Source organism: Chitinophaga sp. OAE865, assembly GCF_040546735.1.
In the GTDB taxonomy this organism is placed as follows: domain Bacteria; phylum Bacteroidota; class Bacteroidia; order Chitinophagales; family Chitinophagaceae; genus Chitinophaga; species Chitinophaga polysaccharea_A.
In genome coordinates this window covers 4,535,622-4,552,419 of sequence record NZ_JBEPOF010000001.1, presented here as the reverse complement: position 1 = coordinate 4,552,419, position 16,798 = coordinate 4,535,622, and the positions used below count along the sequence as shown (strand labels likewise).

Genomic DNA, 16,798 nt, shown 5'->3' with positions numbered 1-16,798 from the left:
TTTAAACGACTGGTAATTGGCTGCCAGCAGCAGGGAAGATCACCACTACTGCAATCATCAGCCCGTTCTGCAGGCTGTTCAGTGTTTCTACCAGCAAACTGGAAGCTCCTTTCAGCTCCGTGATCAATCCTTTTGGCGGCGCGCCGGCTTCCCTGATCGCCTGTTGCACCGCAGCGGTAGCAGCCCCAAGATCCTTACCCGTTACATTGGCGCTAACGGTAACGAACCTACGCGGACCGGAGCGGTCGTATTCGCCGGGCATTTCTGTTTGTGTAAACGTGGCTACATCTGCCAGTACGGGCCGTGGCTGACCTTTTACGAGCGGTATTTCTTTCAGGTCGTTCAGCGCCGTCATGTTATATTCAGGCACCTGTACCTGCACCTGGTAAGTGTATGCCACCTTTTCATCCAGCCATTGATTTTTTTCCGTGAAGCGGCTGGAGGAAGTGGAGGCAGTAACAGAACGCGCCACCTGGTAAATGTTCAGCCCCATCTGCGCCAGCTTTAGCCGGTCGATGTGAATGCTGATCACGGGAAAATGCAGGGGCTGCGCTATCTGCACATCCCTCAGGAAAGGAATGTTGCCGAGGCGTTGCACCAGTTGTTGCGCATACCCCGAGATCTGCTGCATATCTTTTCCTGCCACTCTTACCTCTATAGGTGTGGCTGCGCCCTGGCTCATAATTTTTTCCGTGAGATCTATAGGCTCAAACGACAACCGTATCTCCGGTATTTTTGCCGTGATATTTTCCCTGAGCTGGTCTTTCAGTGTTTCAATATCCACTTTATAATTTTCTTCCAGGTTCACCTGCAGTACCGCTTCATGGGTGCCGCTGTTAAAAATGTAGAGATTACTGGTACCATAGCTGCTGGGGATCAATCCTACATAAGCAGAGCTGATGGCCACATGCCCGTTCACAGTGCTGTCCACTATGGCCAATACATCATGCAGGGCGGTTTCCGTGCGTTCCAGGCGGGTACCATCGGGCATGCGTAAACGAAGCTGGAACTGACCTGCATTGATATGAGGCATAAGGTCCTTTCCTATCCATACATAACAGCCGCCAGCCAGTAGCAGCGAGCCAATAATATAAACGGTAACGACTAAACGGGATTTGTTCATCCCCCCTTCCAGGACCCGCATAAAGCCCAGTTTGAAACGTTCAAAGCCGGTAGCTTTTTCCGGGTGTTTTTCAGTTTCCCGCAAGTGGTTGTTCACTTCTTTTACTTCCTCCGCATCCAGGGCCTGTACGGCGTGGGCATGATGCTGGTATTTATCTGCCTTCAGCCACCAGTTAGCAATTACCGGCACCAGTGTTTGTGCGGCGAAATAGGAAGCTACCATGGCAAAGCCGATAGAGAGCGACAGCGGCAGGAACATGGCACGCGGCACGCCGGTCATAATAAATGATGGCGCAAACACCGCCAGGATACATAGCAGGATAAGCAACAGCGGGAAGGCTATTTCCTCGCAGGCGTCATAGATCGCCCGGCGTTTGGACTTACCCATTTCCAGGTGCTGGTGAATATTTTCAATAGTCACTGTGGCCTGGTCTACCAGGATACCAATAGCCAGTGCAAGGCCGCTCAGCGTCATGATATTGATGGTTTGCCCGGCCAGTTTCAGTCCCATTACAGCGCATAACACGGCTACCGGGATGGTCACCACTACCACCAGGCAGCTGCGCAGGTCGCGCAGGAACAACAATACCATCAGGCCTGTAAGCAGGGCGCCCAGTACGCCTTCCGTAATAAGGCTTTTCACTGCATTGATCACGAACACCGACTGGTCAAATTCGTAGGATACGCTTACATCATCCGGCAGCAGGCTTTGCATTTCCGGGATCTTTGACTTTAGTGTTTTTACTACGTCCCAGGTAGAGGCGTCGGCTGTTTTTACCACGGGGATGTATACCGAGCGTTTGCCGTTCACCAGCGCATAATCCACGGTTACGTCCGTGGCGTCGGCAACCCTTGCCACATCGCGCACAAACACGTTGTTGCTGCCGTTGGTTACGATGGGAATATCGCCAAAATCGGCTACCTGTTTTTCGAGGGAGTTGATGGTGGTGACGAACATGGTGTTGTTGATACGGATGTTCCCGGAGGGTGTCATCACATTATTTTTTGCAATGGCTTCCACTACTTCATCGGCACTGAGATTGAAGCTGCGTAGTTTCTGCGGATCCACATTCACTACCACCGACCGGGAGTTGGCGCCAAAGGGTGGCGGGGCCGACAAACCCGGCACCGAAGCAAACATGGGCCGGATGCGGGTGGCGGCCAGGTCGTATATTTCTTTCAGCGATTTTTTGGGGCTGCTGAATACCAGCTCTCCCACCGGCAGCGACGATGCATCGAACCGCATTACCTGTGGCGGCAGGGCGCCGGGTGGAAAGAACTTCATGGCGCGGTTCACCTGTAAAGCCACCTGGGCAGAAGCTTCCGCCATGTCTGTATTTTCATAAAAGGTGAGCTTTAATAACGTTAACCCCTGTATGTTTTTTGTAGAAATAGTTTTTACACCATTCACGTAGAGGAACTGGTCCTGCAGCCGGGTGGCAAAGAAGCCCTCCATTTGCTGGGGCGACATTCCCCCGTATGGCTCTATCACATAGATAGTAGGCAGGTTTAATTTGGGGAAGATGTCGATGGGTATGCTGAATATGGACAGCAATGAAAAAAGCAGCAATCCGCCGGTGATCACCACCACCGCTATTGGCTTCTTCAGTGCCGAGGATACAAATGACATAATGAATAGCGTTTAGTTCAGATCAGGTAAAAGTTGTGAAATAGTGTTACCGGCGTAAGCGGCGCGGAACAGCGCTTTCCAGGCGGCATCCCGGGTTTGCACCAGGTCTGTTTCCGCCCGGTTCAGTACAAATAGCGCGGTGGTTACATCAATGATATTAGTGAGCCCTCCCCTGTACAACGCCATTTTTTGCCGGGCAGCAGCCCTTGCGGCGGCCAGTTGTACAGGCAACTCCTTTAACTTATCCCTGGAAGTTTGTATATCCGATTGCGCCTGTTGTAACAGTCCGCTCAGCGTAGTACGCGTAGTTTCCAGCTGTTGCGCAGCCACTTCCGAACGATACTGTTGTACGGCTACTTTTTCACGGGTGCGTTTCAGATCTGTAAGATTGTAGGTAATACCCAGGCCCAGCAAATAGTTGTACCTGCTGTAACCCAGGCCGCTCCACAGGTTTTTGTCGTACACATCATTGAATGATCCGCTGGAGCCGCGCATCCATCCGGCTGCCATAAGGTTTACTTTAGGCAGGCGCGATTTGCGGATAACGTCGGCGGCTGCACGTTGCTGCTGGTAAACGGCATTGTAATAAGCCAGCATGGGATGAGTCGTTGTACTATCCGGCGCTTCACTGTCCAGCAGTACCATGAGACGTTGGTTATTGATAGTATCGGGTTGTATCTGCACGGTATCCAGGCCTGTGAAAACGCCCAGCTGGATGCGCACCTGGTTATAGTTGTTGTTTATATCGATCAGGTTAAGTTTTGCCTTCGACAGCTCAGCAGCGGCAATGGCACTGTCGACCCCGGGTTTGAGGCCATGTAATACCGTAGCAGTCACGGCTTTCAGCACTTCTGCATTACGCCGGATATTATCGGTTGCTATCTGCTGCAATGCATACAATCGCAGTAGTTCCAGGTAATTCCGGATAACGGATACCGTGAGCTGGTTGACCGTGTTATTCAGGTCTGTTTGCTGTACTTTCAGCGACTGTACAGCTTCTTTCTGTTCACTGCCATAGGCGCCGAAATTATAGATCTCCCATTGCATAGCCGCCATGGCAATGTTACCGCTCATGAGCGCATTGTTATTGGCATCGCGGATACCACCGGAAGTAGAGGGGATCATTCCCATGGTGAAGTAAGAGCCGTAGATGCTGTTGTCTGTGCCGGCATCTACCTGCTCATGCAATTTTATGGCCGGGTACCAGTTATGTTTAATATCAGTAACACTGGCCTGCCCTGCGCTTACCTGCGCCTGCTTGGCCTTGATGGCGGGATAGTGCGCAAGGGTAAGCGCAATAGCCCGCTGCAGCGAAAAGCTATCCGCTGCAGATTGTGCGAACAGGGATGTGAATGGAAAAATACATAGCAACCACCAACACCCCTTCTTCGCGATCATATGTAAGTTCATAAATCGCTAAAAAAAGAAAATGAAACAAATAAAATGTAAACCGGGTTATCAGGCTACAGGCGGGCCTCTCCAGCTTCTTAGCGGTGTGGGGACGCTGAGGTAAGGATTGAAATAATATCCGTTGAGGATCTTATCTACATAAATAAAACGGGCAGTAACCGCCGACAATAAAACAGGGCAAACCTTTTCATGCCCATAGCTGTCGTTAATACCAACAGGACGGCGTTTAAACCGGTTAACCGTGGCCCGGATGCGGGGAGCTTTCCCGGTTGCTTTAAAAGTAATACCGGCAGATACATGAATATTATCCGCACCTTTTGCCTGTATCATTCCCGGTTGCCCCTGCACCTGTGGCAGGAACATCACCGCGATCAATACAAAAAATAAATGCCGGAATAATTTCATGTGGTATACGTTATCAATTTACTAAGATATCCATTCCCGCTGTTACGGGGGTATTAAATTACTTTTTTTAACGGGATTTTAATATGCTTAGAAAAAACAAACAAGACAGAGTTCTTCCATTTTCAGTAAAGCGTTTGCGAGGCGAAAGTCCTGCATATTGAGGCAGGTAAAGGCCTGGTATTCATCCAGGCTGATACCTGCGGCCACTATTTTCAGTTCGTGCTCATCCAGTTGTTCGTTTACAAAATCAAGCACTCCCTTTGCAAAATCTTCCGCGCCAATGATGGCCTCATAATCTGCCTGGTCCGGTGCTTTCAGTGTGATGCCGGCCTGCTGCAAAGGCGCCAGTTCATTCAGTGCGCTGATGCCGCCTTCTGCGAATTGCTGCCATTCAAATTCCACAACGTTACCGGTGGCCGACAAAGCAGCATACAATTCTTCCCAGATAGCAGCGGGATTAGGCCCTACAATATCCGGAAGGTGGCTGATCTGCTCTTCCGCATCATCTTCATTAAAGATGTCGAGGAACAGCTGTATAAGCGGCTCACGGGCATTGGCAAGCCCGTGCAGGCTTTCCAGCATCTTCAGTTCCTGCATGAGAGCGGTCCAGCGCAGCGCCAGTTCTTCTTCATCTTCCTCATTCATTTCATCGGGTATAAGCACCGCTTTATCGTGCAGCTTATAATTATCCAGCCTGTTTTTCCGGATGCACAGTCCGGGCTCGCTGAAAGATAGCTCATAGGAAGCGCAGTTCAGGAATGCGGTACCGATGAGCACCTTATCTGTAAATATTTCATGTACCACGCTTTCCTTTGTGTCTATATGTGAATAGCCACTCGCCTTTCCATAGGTTTGTGTTAACCAGTTAAAATCTTCTCGGGAAATGACGGGCATTTGTTCTGGCATAAAAATTAGTCGGTGAAAGACAAAAGTAATTAAATTACATACGGGATATGCCCGTTACAAGCATCAATAAAAAAAATATTATGGAAAAACGGAAACTGGGACAATCCGGGCTATCTGTAGCCCCGCTGGCCTTTGGCGGCAATGTGTTCGGCTGGTCGGCCGACGAATCCACTTCTTTTTCATTGCTGGATGAATTTATCGCAACAGGGTTCAACCTGGTGGATACGGCAGATGTATACTCACGCTGGGTACCGGGAAATTCAGGCGGCGAATCTGAAACCATTATCGGCAAATGGATGCGCGACCGTGGCAACCGCGATAAGGTAATTGTGGCCACTAAGGCCGGAGCAGACATGGGCGAAGGTAAAAACGTGAGCAAAGCCTATATCCTTAAAGCGGCAGAAGCATCGCTGAAGCGCCTGCAAACGGATTATATAGACCTTTACCAGACGCATTATGATAATGAAGCCACTCCGGTAGAAGAAACGCTGGAAGCATATGATACGCTGATAAAAGCCGGCAAAGTAAGGGCTATCGGCGCCTCCAACATGAGCGCCGCCCGCCTGCAGGAAAGCCTGGAAGCCAGTAAAAAGCATGGCCTGCCCAGGTATGAAACCTTCCAGCCGGAATACAACCTGTACGACCGGGAAAATTATGAAAAGCAGTATGCGAAGATCTGCGAAGAACAGCACCTGGGAGTGATCAATTATTACTCGCTGGCCAGCGGCTTCCTCACCGGCAAATACCGTAATGCTGCAGACACCGGCAAGAGCAAAGCGCGGAGTCAGAAAGCGCTGAGCTATCTGAATGAAAGAGGGCTGAGGATACTTGCTGCGCTTGATGAGGTAGCAGCGCAATACCATTCCACACCGGCTGGTATAGCGCTGGCCTGGCTGCTTACGCGCCCTGCGGTGGCAGCGCCTATTGCCAGCGCTACCAGTAAAGAACAATTGCATGAACTGACCAGCGGCGTGCAACTGCAGCTGGATGCCGCCGCAGTGGATCTGCTCAATAAAGCGAGTGCATAAAAAAGTTTGAAGGCGGATTCTTTAATCTGCCTTCAAACTTTTTACGGGGTTCATCATAGCCGCCCTGACAGCCTGCGAGCTAACGGTAATCAACGCTATCAGCAATGCCGCCATACCTCCGGCCACAAATACTCCCCAGTTAATATCTACCCGGTTCACGAAATTATTGAGCCAGCTATGCATGAAGTACCATACCAGCGGAACTGCTATTACAAAAGCGATACCTATGAGCAGGATAAACTCCTTTGAAAAAAGGTAAACAATATGAGCCGCCGTTGCCCCCAGCACTTTGCGCACCCCCACTTCCTTTACACGCTGCACCGCCATGAACGATGCCAGGCCATATAAGCCGAGACAGCTGAGGAAAATAGCGATACCTGCAAAGATCTCGTACAAATGCGCCAGCTGGCGTTCTTCCCTGTAATATTCCGCTATGCGCTGATCCAGGAACTGGTATTCAAAAATCTGTTCAGGGAAGTTGTCGTTCCATAATTTTTCAATAGCCTTTAGCGAAGACTGTACATCAGCGCCAGTGGCCAGTCTTACCCCCACATTGTTAAAACGCCGGTTGATATTGCCCATGAATACCGGCGCCACCGCCTCTTTCAATGTACCGGCAGTAAAGTCCTTTACCACGCCTACAATCGGCCCTTTGATCCGCCCCCATACATCTATCTCTTTATTAAGCACATCGGCCGGCTTCAAACCTAATTTTTGTACCAGGGTTTCATTCACAAGGAACTCGTGTACGGAGTCTGTACGGGTAAGATTACGGCCTGCTACAAGTTTAATATCGTAGGTGCTGAGAAAGTTATAATCCACCCAACGTGTAATGGATGGAAATTTGGTATCCTCTGCCTGATGATCAAATTTAAAGCCTGTCCACCAATTACCATCGCTGGATGGCGCGTCATCAGAAAAGCTTACCTGCTGTATGCCTTTGATGTTCTGGAGCTGATCCCGGAGGTAAGCAATTTTTGCATTGCCTGCGCTGTCGTTGGCGAAAGGCACATTCACAATGGCATCCCTGGTAAATCCCATGGATTGTTTGTGAAAGTAACGCATCTGCTGCAGGATAATGAGCGTACCAATGATCAATGCCTGTGTAATAATGAACTGGAAAACCACCAGGCCACGACGAAGGGAAATGCCCCCGGTGTTCTTACCGGCGGCTATCCTGCTTTTCAATGCGTTAACAGGATTGAAAGCCGATACAATAACGGAGGGGTAGAATCCGGCCAGCAGGGTAACAGCCAGGAAGATGACCAGTAATAGCGCATACACGTTATAGGCAGCCAGCATACCAGCTCCCAGCGGCAGGCTCATCACCCTGCTGATGAACGGAAGCACGCATAATGCCAATACCACGGCCAGTAGCAGAGAGGTTAGCACCAATATGGCGGTTTCAGAAAGGAACTGTATTTTCAGCTGCCACCGGTTACTGCCCAGTACCTTTCGCACACCGATCTCACGCGCGCGGTTCACCGCCTGTGCAGTGGCCAGGTTGATGAAATTTACACAGGCTACAAGTAAAATAAATGCGGCGATCATCCAGAGCATTCTTACCCGTTCCGGTGATGTCACACGGCCAATATAGTTCCCCGTGCGTTTATCTGAATGCACGCCGGGCAGAGATTGCAATATATGCGTGGCCTTATTCTTCGGGTCTTTGTATTTTTTTGAGAAAGTGATCAGCCGCTTATTGATCTTTGTTTCATCCTGCCCCGGCTGCAGCAGCACATAGCAGTTATGAATGTCGTCTATCGTTGTCCAGTCCTTTATCTCGTTTATTTTAAGCAGGGCATAAGTTGCCACCATATCAAACTGGAACTCTGTGTTCTTAGGCGGATCATCCAGTATGCCTGTTACTGTAAGGTTCATCTGTTTCTCCAGCCTGATAACCTGCCCCATGGCCTTGTGCCAGTCGCCGAAATATTTCTCTGCTGTAGAACGGGCCAGCACGGCGGAATTAGGGTCGCTTAGTGCCGTAGTTTTATTACCTGCCAGCCATTTGTAATCAAAGATGTCAAAAAACGAGGGTGTAAGGAAGTATACCAGTGGTTTGAATTTCTTCTGAATGTTACCATGCCCGTCTTCCAGTGTTACCAGTTTTTTGCCCATTTGTATAATGCCGGCTACTTTCTCAAACTCGGAGAAGTCGTTTGACAATGCAGTGGGCAGGGGAAAAGGTACTGCCTGTGTGTAGTTGGATTTGCCACTTTCCCCGGGCGACACCGTAAGCACTCTGTAGATGCGGTCTTTCTTCGTATGGAACATATCGAAGCTTTGCTCATACTGGATGATCACATAGATCACCAGGCAAACGGTGATGCCCAGGGTAAGGCCGGTGATATTGAGCACTGTATAACGCTTGTTGCGCCACAGGCTCCGGAAAGCGGTTTTAAGATAGTTCTTTAACATACGGGGGAGTATTGTTCCGTGGGTATCACAAAAACAATACGAAACAGTAAAGCTTTTATTTTAAATTAGTTGCAATACCGGCCCCCTATGGGAATGTCCGCTTTTGGCATTATCATGTCCGATTACGGACATGATAAATATACCGCACCGGGTGGCTGTCGTTAGTTTTATAGCCGTTTGTATTACAATCTGAATTTCAGTCCCGCGTTCAGTCCAAGCCCGCCGATATTGATGTATGACTTCAGATCATTGGAGGCCCTGTTGTTATCTTTATAAATCACTTTAGTTCCCTGCTGGCCAACGGGTGTATTGGAATTTTTATCCAGCGTGGTTTGATATTCGGTGTTCTTTTCAGCAACGGAAAGATCGCCGATCGTGCGGCCCGGCAATGCCTGTACTACCGCGCCGGTAGTAGCATTTACGAGCGTGTTGGTTTCATTGTATTCTGTGATCTCTTTCTCTTTACTGCGTACCGGCACATTGCGGTATTCCGTTTCCACAAATACATCAAAACGGGGCGATACCCTGAAAGATACACCCAATGCGCCCTGGAAGCCGATGGTAGGGTTAGGCTTCACTTCCTCTTTCCTGCTGATATTGGTTACTACAGCAGTACCTGCGGGAATGCCGGCCGGACTGGAGGTTTGCATGGCGTCTGTTTCAATGTAGAGGCGGCCCCACAATGGCACCACCACGCCAAAACGCACATAAGGATTTATTTTCTCCAGGCCCGGGCTTACCACGAGACTGGGGGCAAAATCTATGGCGTTTACATACCCGTGCGATTCCACATGACCCAGTTCCCTCGCAGAACCGGCTACTGTAGCGCGCTGGCGGGTCATCAGGTTTTTCTTGCTGTGGAAATAATTAAACGTTCCTTCTACCGCAAAATATTTATTGATGTTGTAACCAACGGAAAGCCCTCCCCTGAAGCCTTCCCCGTAAGAGCCGGTAAGTACTTTACGGCTTACCGTGTCCATGCGGCCGGGGCTAAATTCAGTGTGCAGGTCTTGCGGAGGATACGGGCCAACATTCGGGAATTGCCCCGGAGATACACTGAAGAAATAGCCACCGGCAATTTTCAGATAAAATTTAGAATGTGAAGAAGATCCTGTACTGGAATTGTCCTGGGCCTGGGTACTGTGGGTAACAATCAAAAGCATGGCGACTGCCCCTAGCAGGAATAGTTTTTTCATATGCAATGGTTTTGGAGTATGGTATTTAATCTATTGGAAGTTAACAAATTATTACCACATAGCCATCACCGGAGCATTATACTAGAAAGCTTCCGCCAAAGAAAGATATAATCCTTTCTGCCTTGACTCTCCTGCCCGTTTTTCTCCTACGGCATAGTCTATACGAATAGTAAGTCTTGCGTTCTCGTCGTAGAAATAACGGATCCCGGCACCATAGCTTGGTTTAAATCCGCCAAAGCGGAAATCGCGGTTGGCAAACACGGTACCTGTACCGGCAAAGGCGGCCAGGGCAAATTTAGGTTTAATATCTACAAACCAGATATGAATGCGCATTTTGGGATCTACGAGATAACGGTACTCTGCCTGGGCAGCCAGGTAATTCTGGTTGCGGTACCTGCCGGTATAATAGCCGCGCATGATAAGGTCGTTGCCCATTTCAGGCAACAGATAAAAAGGCAGTTCCTTTCCCTGGAGGCTGTTGAAAACCCCATTGAGCCCGAGTATGCTTTTACGGGAAAGCGACAGGAAATGCGAGCCCTGTGCTTCAATTTTAAAAAGCGGATGCTTACTCAAAAAAGAAGGCGCGTAAGCGAGGTTGAGTTTCAGCCAGGAACCACGCCGGGCATAGTTTTCATTGTCGCGGTTATCATAAATGCCCGTGAGGCCGAGGAAAGTAACATACCCACCCTTTTTATCGGTAAGCCCTGTAGTGGTGTAAATGCCTTTATCATCGCCGCTGCTGTAGGTATCGTGCTGGTACAGTACGGAGGCGCCTGCATAAAAGTGCCCGCTGATGCGCCGCTCTCCTTCCACCTGCACTTTATAACGGCTGTTGTTTACCAGCGAGCGGTTATCGTAGTGGGTGGTATCACCGATACCAAAAAAATAAAGCGGGTAATTATGATAGCGGAGATTGCTTTTAAAGTGCCAGGTGTTGCTGCGTGTCCAGATATTCGCTTTCAGATCTATCTTAAACTGGCTTTCAGTAGTCACTGCCGGAATCAGGTTAAGGGTAGAGTTACGGGTAGCCTGGTCTGGGTTGCGGTTATCTGTATAAAAAGAATACAACATGGCGGCGCCTATTTCCAGTCCTTTTTCCTGTGAATATCCAAGCACCGGTAACGGGAAAAAGCTGCGCTTTCGCAACCATACACTGTCGTATAGCCCTTCCCGTGAAGAAGGAGGATTTGTTATAATGCTATCCTGCTGTGCCTTTGCGCCGATTGCCAATAAAAGTGATAAAGCCGTGATATAGAGGTTTTTACGCATGGGTGCAAATGTAGCGAATTTTGCGCGGAGGTTGTCTGACTCAGGATTAAACTGATTAAACTGATTACGCTGATTTGATTTTGTCATGATTTTTAAAGGATTTTGGGGAGATTTAAGCGGATGCTTTCGCTAATTTCTCCTTTAATCTTTTAATCATTTTTAAAATCAAAAAAATAAATCAGCGTAATCAGTTTAATCAGTTTAATCCTGAGTCAGACAACCTCCGCGTATCGCCGAAGGCGATCATTGCTATGGTCTATCCGAATGCCCCAGGCTCTTTTCCGGGTTCACATGGTCCCGGACCAGTTGTTTGAGGAATTTTATCTCGGGGAAATGCCCGCTTTCCTTGCGGTCGAAGATCTTTTCTTCGCCCAGCCAGATAATATAGGAGCCGCCTGTTTCGCTGGGCCGCAGCGTAATGCCGCCCAGGTCGTCTGTAAAGGTGGTGAGGAGCTCCTGCGCCATATAGGCCGCGCGCAGCAGCCATCCGCATTTCGGACAATATTCTATGGTAATAAGTGGTTTCATGGAGATAAAACTTTGCCGAAAGATACAAACCTAATTGATTTATAGGGGCCATAACACGAAATTCATTATTCCCTGCCTTACTTTTTTATCAACTTACTTTGAATCGTGGCACATTATCTTTAATTTTAACCTATTATACGTGGACCGCCCCGAATCGCTCCACCCTAGTCACTGCCAACACACTTAAATATGCTGCCGGTCAGTCCCTTAAAAAAGAGCGCCTTAATCCCATTTTTTCTGATCCTGCTGTCGCCTCCGGTAACAGCACAACAGCCTGTCAATGACAGCCTGTTGGCAGTGCTCCGCTCCCATATAAAGAACGATACCGCCCGGGTGAACCTGCTAAACCAGGTAGCCAGGGCCTATTTCACGATAGACGCCCCCTCGGCCGCCAGGTATGGCAGGGAAGCCCTGCGGCTGAGCGACAGTCTTCACTACTCCAAAGGAAAGATATGGGCCTGGCGTAATCTAGCCCTCGTGGAAAACACCAAAGGACATCTTGATCAGCAGATGCAGCTGACGCTCAATGCGCTGAAACTGGCGGAAACACTCGGCGACTCTTATACCCTGGGCGTACTGAACAATGATGTGGGAAACATTTTTACAGAACTGAATGCCCCCCGCGACGCCCTCGTTTACCTGAAAAAGTCCCTGGACATAAAGCTGCAGAGAAACGAAAAAACAGAAATCGCCAAAACCCTGAATAATATCGGCTCTGCTTATATCTCCATGAAAGTGCCCGACTCCGCGATGATGTTCCTGGAGAAAGCCGAAAAACTAAAACTGGCGCTTCATGATCGCCGCAGCCTGGCTTATACCTACGAAAACATGGGTATTGTTGCCATGCTACAGCACCGGTATAACGACGCCCTGCGCTATCACCAGCTTTCCGCCAACTACTACAGGGAAGCCGGCAATCTGCCTGGCGTTGTGAAGTCGAGCCTGAACCTGGCGGAAATACAAACCATGCAGGGCGATCTGAAGAGTGCAGATAAAAACCTGCAACAGGCAAAGCTGTTAAATGACACCCTGGGCAATGTGAAGAATGAAATGATCTATTACAAGATCCGCTATGAACTGGATTCTGCACGGAACGACTATGCCGCAGCCTTTGAGAGTTACAAGGAATTCAGCAAACGGAACATCGACTTTTTCAACGCGGAAAAGGGAAGGCTGATCTCCCGCTCCCAGGAGAAATATGAATCTGAAAAGAAACAACGCGAAAATATCCTGCTGAAGAAAGAACAACACATGCACCTGGCCACCATACAGCAGCAAAGGGTGCTGGTATTGTCGGCCGCAGCACTTTTCCTGGCTTTGCTGCTCATTACCGTAATGGTGTACCGCCTTTATAAAAGGCAGCAGGAGCTGTACCTGGAGCTGAACAACAAGAACCGGGAAGTATCCATGCAGAACCGCATTATCCTGGAACAAAATGCCACACTGGAAAACCTGAACCAGGTAAAGGATAAAATATTCTCTGTTATTTCTCACGATCTCCGCTCCCCGCTGGCTATACTGGAAGGATTGTTATTTTTATTAAAAGATGAAAAGATTGATGCCGCACAATTCCGCATGTATACTGATGAGCTGTGGCGGGACGTGAAAAATACGGCCTATATGATGGATAATATGCTGCAATGGGCCAGTAACCAGATGAAGGGCATCGGCGTGAAACCAGATGATTTTGATGTGACTTTACTATTGAACCGCGAATTTGATCTGCTGCAAACCCTGGCAAGACAGAAAGAAGTGAAGCTAAGGCATGAACTGAATAACAGTATAATGGTGTATGCAGATCCCGATATGATCAGGCTGGTACTGCGTAACCTGATCAACAACGCCATTAAATTCACGCCTTCCGGCGGAGAAGTGCTGATCACCGCCACACATGATAACGAGCAGGCAGAGATCACCGTAAAAGACAACGGTACCGGCATTCCCGTGGAAAACCAGCACCGGATATTTTCCAATATCTACTATTCCACCACCGGTACACAGAATGAAAAAGGCTGCGGGCTTGGGCTGCATCTTTCCAAAGACTTTGTAGAGCGTAACCAAGGCCAGATCTGGTTTAACAGTATGCCCGGTACCGGCAGCAGTTTTTCCTTTACCGTTCCTTTATCAGAAGAGCCCGAAATTAACCCTCATGCCTATACGGTGGTGGTACAGGATCACCCGCTGGGCGGCGTAAGCGTATTGAGAAGATAATTACAGCAGCCGGAAAGCTGTAGTGTGCTTGATTTCCGTCATTACAAAAGAACTGTGTACCTGCCCTATATTTTCTATAGCTGCCAGTTTATTGGTTAAGAAGTTCTGGTAACTGCGCATATCATTCACCACTACTTTCAGCAGGTAATCATAGGTGCCGGCCACATGATAACATTCCATCACTTCTTCCATTTTTGCGATTGCCGTTTCAAATTTTTTAATAAGGGGCTGTGAATGCAGTTGCAGCGATACATTACAGAAAGCCACCAGTGTTTTGCCCGCTTTTCCGCCATGCAGCAGCGTAACATAGCTTTTGATCACCCCGCTTTTTTCTATTTTCTTCAAACGCTCATAGGTAGGGGTAACGGAAAGCCCTACACGGTGCGCAATTTCCTTGGTGTTCAGGCGGGCATCCGCCTGAAGTGCCTCCAGTATTTTCCTGTCTGTTTTATCCAGTGTATCCATAGCAGTTATATTTTTCTTTAAAAAGATGCCCGGCATCGTCCAGGCAGTTTTATTAATCTGTAAAAATGATAAATCTAGTATATATTTTCTGAATACATCAATATACCAGTTCATTTAACTTATCAATATTTACTTTTACAGTATCATACACCTGTAAAACATGATTATGAAGAAGTACCGGCTGGCTGCGGCAGATGCTGCATCGCTGAATGAACTGCTAACGCAGGTACAAACACAAACCAGGGATTTCCTGGGCTATCCTGTTTCCAAGGACTTTGATTACAGTCCCCTCCTGCCTTTCCTGCAGTACCCGCTGAATAACCTGGGTGATCCTTTTGTACCATCTACCTACGCCGTAGGGTCCAGGGAAATGGAGAAGCAGGTGGTTTCCTTTTTTGCAGACCTGTTCCGCGCACCGGAGAACAACTGGTGGGGATATGTGACCAACGGTGGTTCCGAAGGCAATTTATACGGCCTGTACCTCGCGCGGGAACTATATCCCAAAGGCATGGTATATTATTCAGAAGCCACCCATTACAGTGTGCAGAAAAACCTCCATCTGCTCAACATGCCGGGGATCATTATACGCACTTTGCCCAACGGTGAAATTGATTATGGCGACCTGGAGAATACCATCTGTATGAACAGGCATCTGCCGGTGATCATACTGGCCAATATTGGTACTACCATGACGGAGGCAAGGGACGATGTAAAGCGCATCATGGGCATTTTGAAGCACCTGGCCATACCGCATTATTATATCCATGCAGATGGGGCGCTGTCCGGCTGTTACAGCGCTTTCCTGGAGCCGCGCCCTGCGTTCGACTTTGCCGATGGAGCAGACAGTATCGCTATCAGCGGGCATAAATTTATCGGGTCACCCATTCCCTGTGGTGTGGTAGTGGCGAAAAAATCCAACCGCGACAGGATTGCCCGCTCTGTATCCTACATCGGCAGTATGGACACTACCATTACCGGCTCAAGAAACGGCCATAGTCCGTTGTTCCTGTGGTATGCCCTGAAAAGCCTGGGTAGAAACGGTTTAAAGGAAAGAGCCATGCACAGTTTGGCAATGGCCGCCTATGCAGTGGAACGTCTCAACGAAAACGGCATCCCGGCATGGCGCAATCCGGGTGCTATTACGGTGGTGTTCCCCGACCCGCCGGCAAACGTCCGCCGGAAGTGGCAGCTGGCCTCAGAAAGCGGCTGCTCGCATATTATCTGTATGCCTAATGTGAGTAAGGAACAGGTAGATGAGTTTGTGAAAAGCTTCGTAGATGCGATGGCGTTAGTTTAGCCCTCCTTCTGCAATAGCCATTATTTCTACATTGAGCGCGCGCCTGATCAGGCGCTCTGTTTCCTTGTTGGCCTGTGGCATCAGCAGCTGCAGTTTAAACTGAACGAAGTCTTTTTTGATCTCCATTGTTTTCAGGGAAAAACTTTCCGGGCTATAGCTGCGGGCATATTCACCTATAGAAGCCCTCAGCCTGTCTTCCAGGCCACGGATGGTAAAAGGATGTTTATGATCCAGTTCAAATTCAATGGTCAGTTTCCGGATATTTTGTTTGGACTGGTTCAATACAATAGAGGTGAACACTACTGAATTAGGAATAATCACAATATCATCATCTTCATTCTGCAGTACTACGTTGATCAGGGTAATATCCATCACCCTGCCTTTCACATCGCCTATACGCACATGATCTCCCAGCGACAACTGGTCGGAGAACATAATGATGAGCCCATTGATCATGTTGGTGATATAATCTTTCGTAAGCAGGGCAATGGCCGCTGCCACGATAGTGATACTGGTAACGAACTTCAGTGGGTTCACGCCAAAAAAGAAGGTGATAGCCAGCAGCAGGAAAATGGTATTGAGTACAGAGGAAATACGGTTAAGCCCGAGTATGAAATTGTCTTTTTCAATGGGTCTTTGCCGGTTACGCCGGCGGGTGTACCATGACAGGATCACCAGCCAGGCCAGGGAGATAACGAGATTCGCGCCCAGGAAAAAGGACAAGGCATTGGTGAGTTTAAACAGCCAGGTAAACTTATCATATACAGCGGGGTGGTCAAGGTTAAAATAGACAATGCCCAGATAAACCAGCAGTTTTACCAGAAATATAATTCTCTCCCTGCGGTTTGCATTCTTATAGGTTTTATCGGTTACCATCATAGCAATTCATACTCGCTTTGCTGCGAAGGTA

13 protein-coding genes are annotated in these 16,798 nt (G+C 48.6%); 3 read left to right on the top strand and 10 right to left on the bottom strand.

Features of this window, described 5'->3' with window-relative positions; genetic code table 11:
• Nucleotide 1 precedes the first annotated feature (1 nt).
• The 4 genes from ABIE50_RS18350 to ABIE50_RS18335 form a co-directional block, all read right to left on the bottom strand.
• Entirely contained in the window at nucleotides 2–2,752 is a 2,751-nt protein-coding gene (locus ABIE50_RS18350) for an efflux RND transporter permease subunit (protein ID WP_354028068.1), read from the bottom strand.
• A gap of 12 nt (nucleotides 2,753–2,764) precedes the next feature.
• Entirely contained in the window at nucleotides 2,765–4,150 is a 1,386-nt protein-coding gene (locus ABIE50_RS18345; RefSeq protein ID WP_209857715.1) for a TolC family protein, read from the bottom strand.
• Nucleotides 4,151–4,210: 60 nt separating this feature from the next.
• Nucleotides 4,211–4,567, bottom strand: a complete 357-nt coding sequence (locus ABIE50_RS18340) for a hypothetical protein (RefSeq protein ID WP_209857714.1) — start codon at nucleotides 4,565–4,567, stop codon at nucleotides 4,211–4,213.
• A gap of 87 nt (nucleotides 4,568–4,654) precedes the next feature.
• Nucleotides 4,655–5,473: a DUF6630 family protein gene (locus tag ABIE50_RS18335; protein ID WP_209857713.1), complete on the bottom strand. Its 819-nt coding sequence runs from the start codon at nucleotides 5,471–5,473 to the stop codon at nucleotides 4,655–4,657.
• An 80-nt stretch (nucleotides 5,474–5,553) separates the two neighbouring features.
• On the opposite strand from ABIE50_RS18335, the gene ABIE50_RS18330 reads away from it, so the two are divergent.
• Nucleotides 5,554–6,501 carry an aldo/keto reductase gene (locus tag ABIE50_RS18330; protein ID WP_209857712.1) on the top strand — a complete coding sequence of 316 codons (948 nt, stop codon included), beginning with the start codon at nucleotides 5,554–5,556 and terminating at the stop codon, nucleotides 6,499–6,501.
• A gap of 21 nt (nucleotides 6,502–6,522) precedes the next feature.
• On the opposite strand, the gene ABIE50_RS18325 is transcribed toward ABIE50_RS18330, so the two are convergent.
• The 4 genes from ABIE50_RS18325 to ABIE50_RS18310 form a co-directional block, all read right to left on the bottom strand.
• Nucleotides 6,523–8,922, bottom strand: coding sequence for an ABC transporter permease (locus ABIE50_RS18325; protein WP_209857711.1), 2,400 nt, complete (start codon nucleotides 8,920–8,922; stop codon nucleotides 6,523–6,525).
• Nucleotides 8,923–9,104: 182 nt separating this feature from the next.
• Nucleotides 9,105–10,118: an outer membrane beta-barrel protein gene (locus ABIE50_RS18320; RefSeq protein ID WP_209857710.1), complete on the bottom strand. Its 1,014-nt coding sequence runs from the start codon at nucleotides 10,116–10,118 to the stop codon at nucleotides 9,105–9,107.
• Between the two features lie 81 nt (nucleotides 10,119–10,199).
• Nucleotides 10,200–11,474 carry a BamA/TamA family outer membrane protein gene (locus ABIE50_RS18315; RefSeq protein ID WP_209857709.1) on the bottom strand — a complete coding sequence of 425 codons (1,275 nt, stop codon included), beginning with the start codon at nucleotides 11,472–11,474 and terminating at the stop codon, nucleotides 10,200–10,202.
• 162 nt (nucleotides 11,475–11,636) lie between these two features.
• A complete protein-coding gene (locus ABIE50_RS18310) occupies nucleotides 11,637–11,915 on the bottom strand; it encodes an Rdx family protein (protein WP_209857708.1) in 279 nt (92 codons plus the stop codon).
• A 189-nt stretch (nucleotides 11,916–12,104) separates the two neighbouring features.
• Between ABIE50_RS18310 and ABIE50_RS18305 the strand changes: the two genes are divergently transcribed.
• Nucleotides 12,105–14,126, top strand: coding sequence for a tetratricopeptide repeat-containing sensor histidine kinase (locus ABIE50_RS18305; RefSeq protein ID WP_209857707.1), 2,022 nt, complete (start codon nucleotides 12,105–12,107; stop codon nucleotides 14,124–14,126).
• On the opposite strand, the gene ABIE50_RS18300 is transcribed toward ABIE50_RS18305, so the two are convergent.
• Nucleotides 14,127–14,591, bottom strand: coding sequence for an Lrp/AsnC family transcriptional regulator (locus ABIE50_RS18300; RefSeq protein WP_209857706.1), 465 nt, complete (start codon nucleotides 14,589–14,591; stop codon nucleotides 14,127–14,129).
• Nucleotides 14,592–14,757: 166 nt separating this feature from the next.
• Here ABIE50_RS18300 and ABIE50_RS18295 point away from each other — a divergent pair, with 166 nt between their 5' ends.
• Complete coding sequence (locus ABIE50_RS18295) at nucleotides 14,758–15,888, top strand: histidine decarboxylase (protein ID WP_209857705.1); 1,131 nt, start codon at nucleotides 14,758–14,760, stop codon at nucleotides 15,886–15,888.
• Here ABIE50_RS18295 and ABIE50_RS18290 read toward each other — a convergent pair.
• Nucleotides 15,880–16,767, bottom strand: coding sequence for a mechanosensitive ion channel family protein (locus tag ABIE50_RS18290; protein WP_209857704.1), 888 nt, complete (start codon nucleotides 16,765–16,767; stop codon nucleotides 15,880–15,882). The genes ABIE50_RS18295 and ABIE50_RS18290 overlap by 9 nt on opposite strands.
• Between the last annotated feature and the right edge of the window lie 31 nt (nucleotides 16,768–16,798).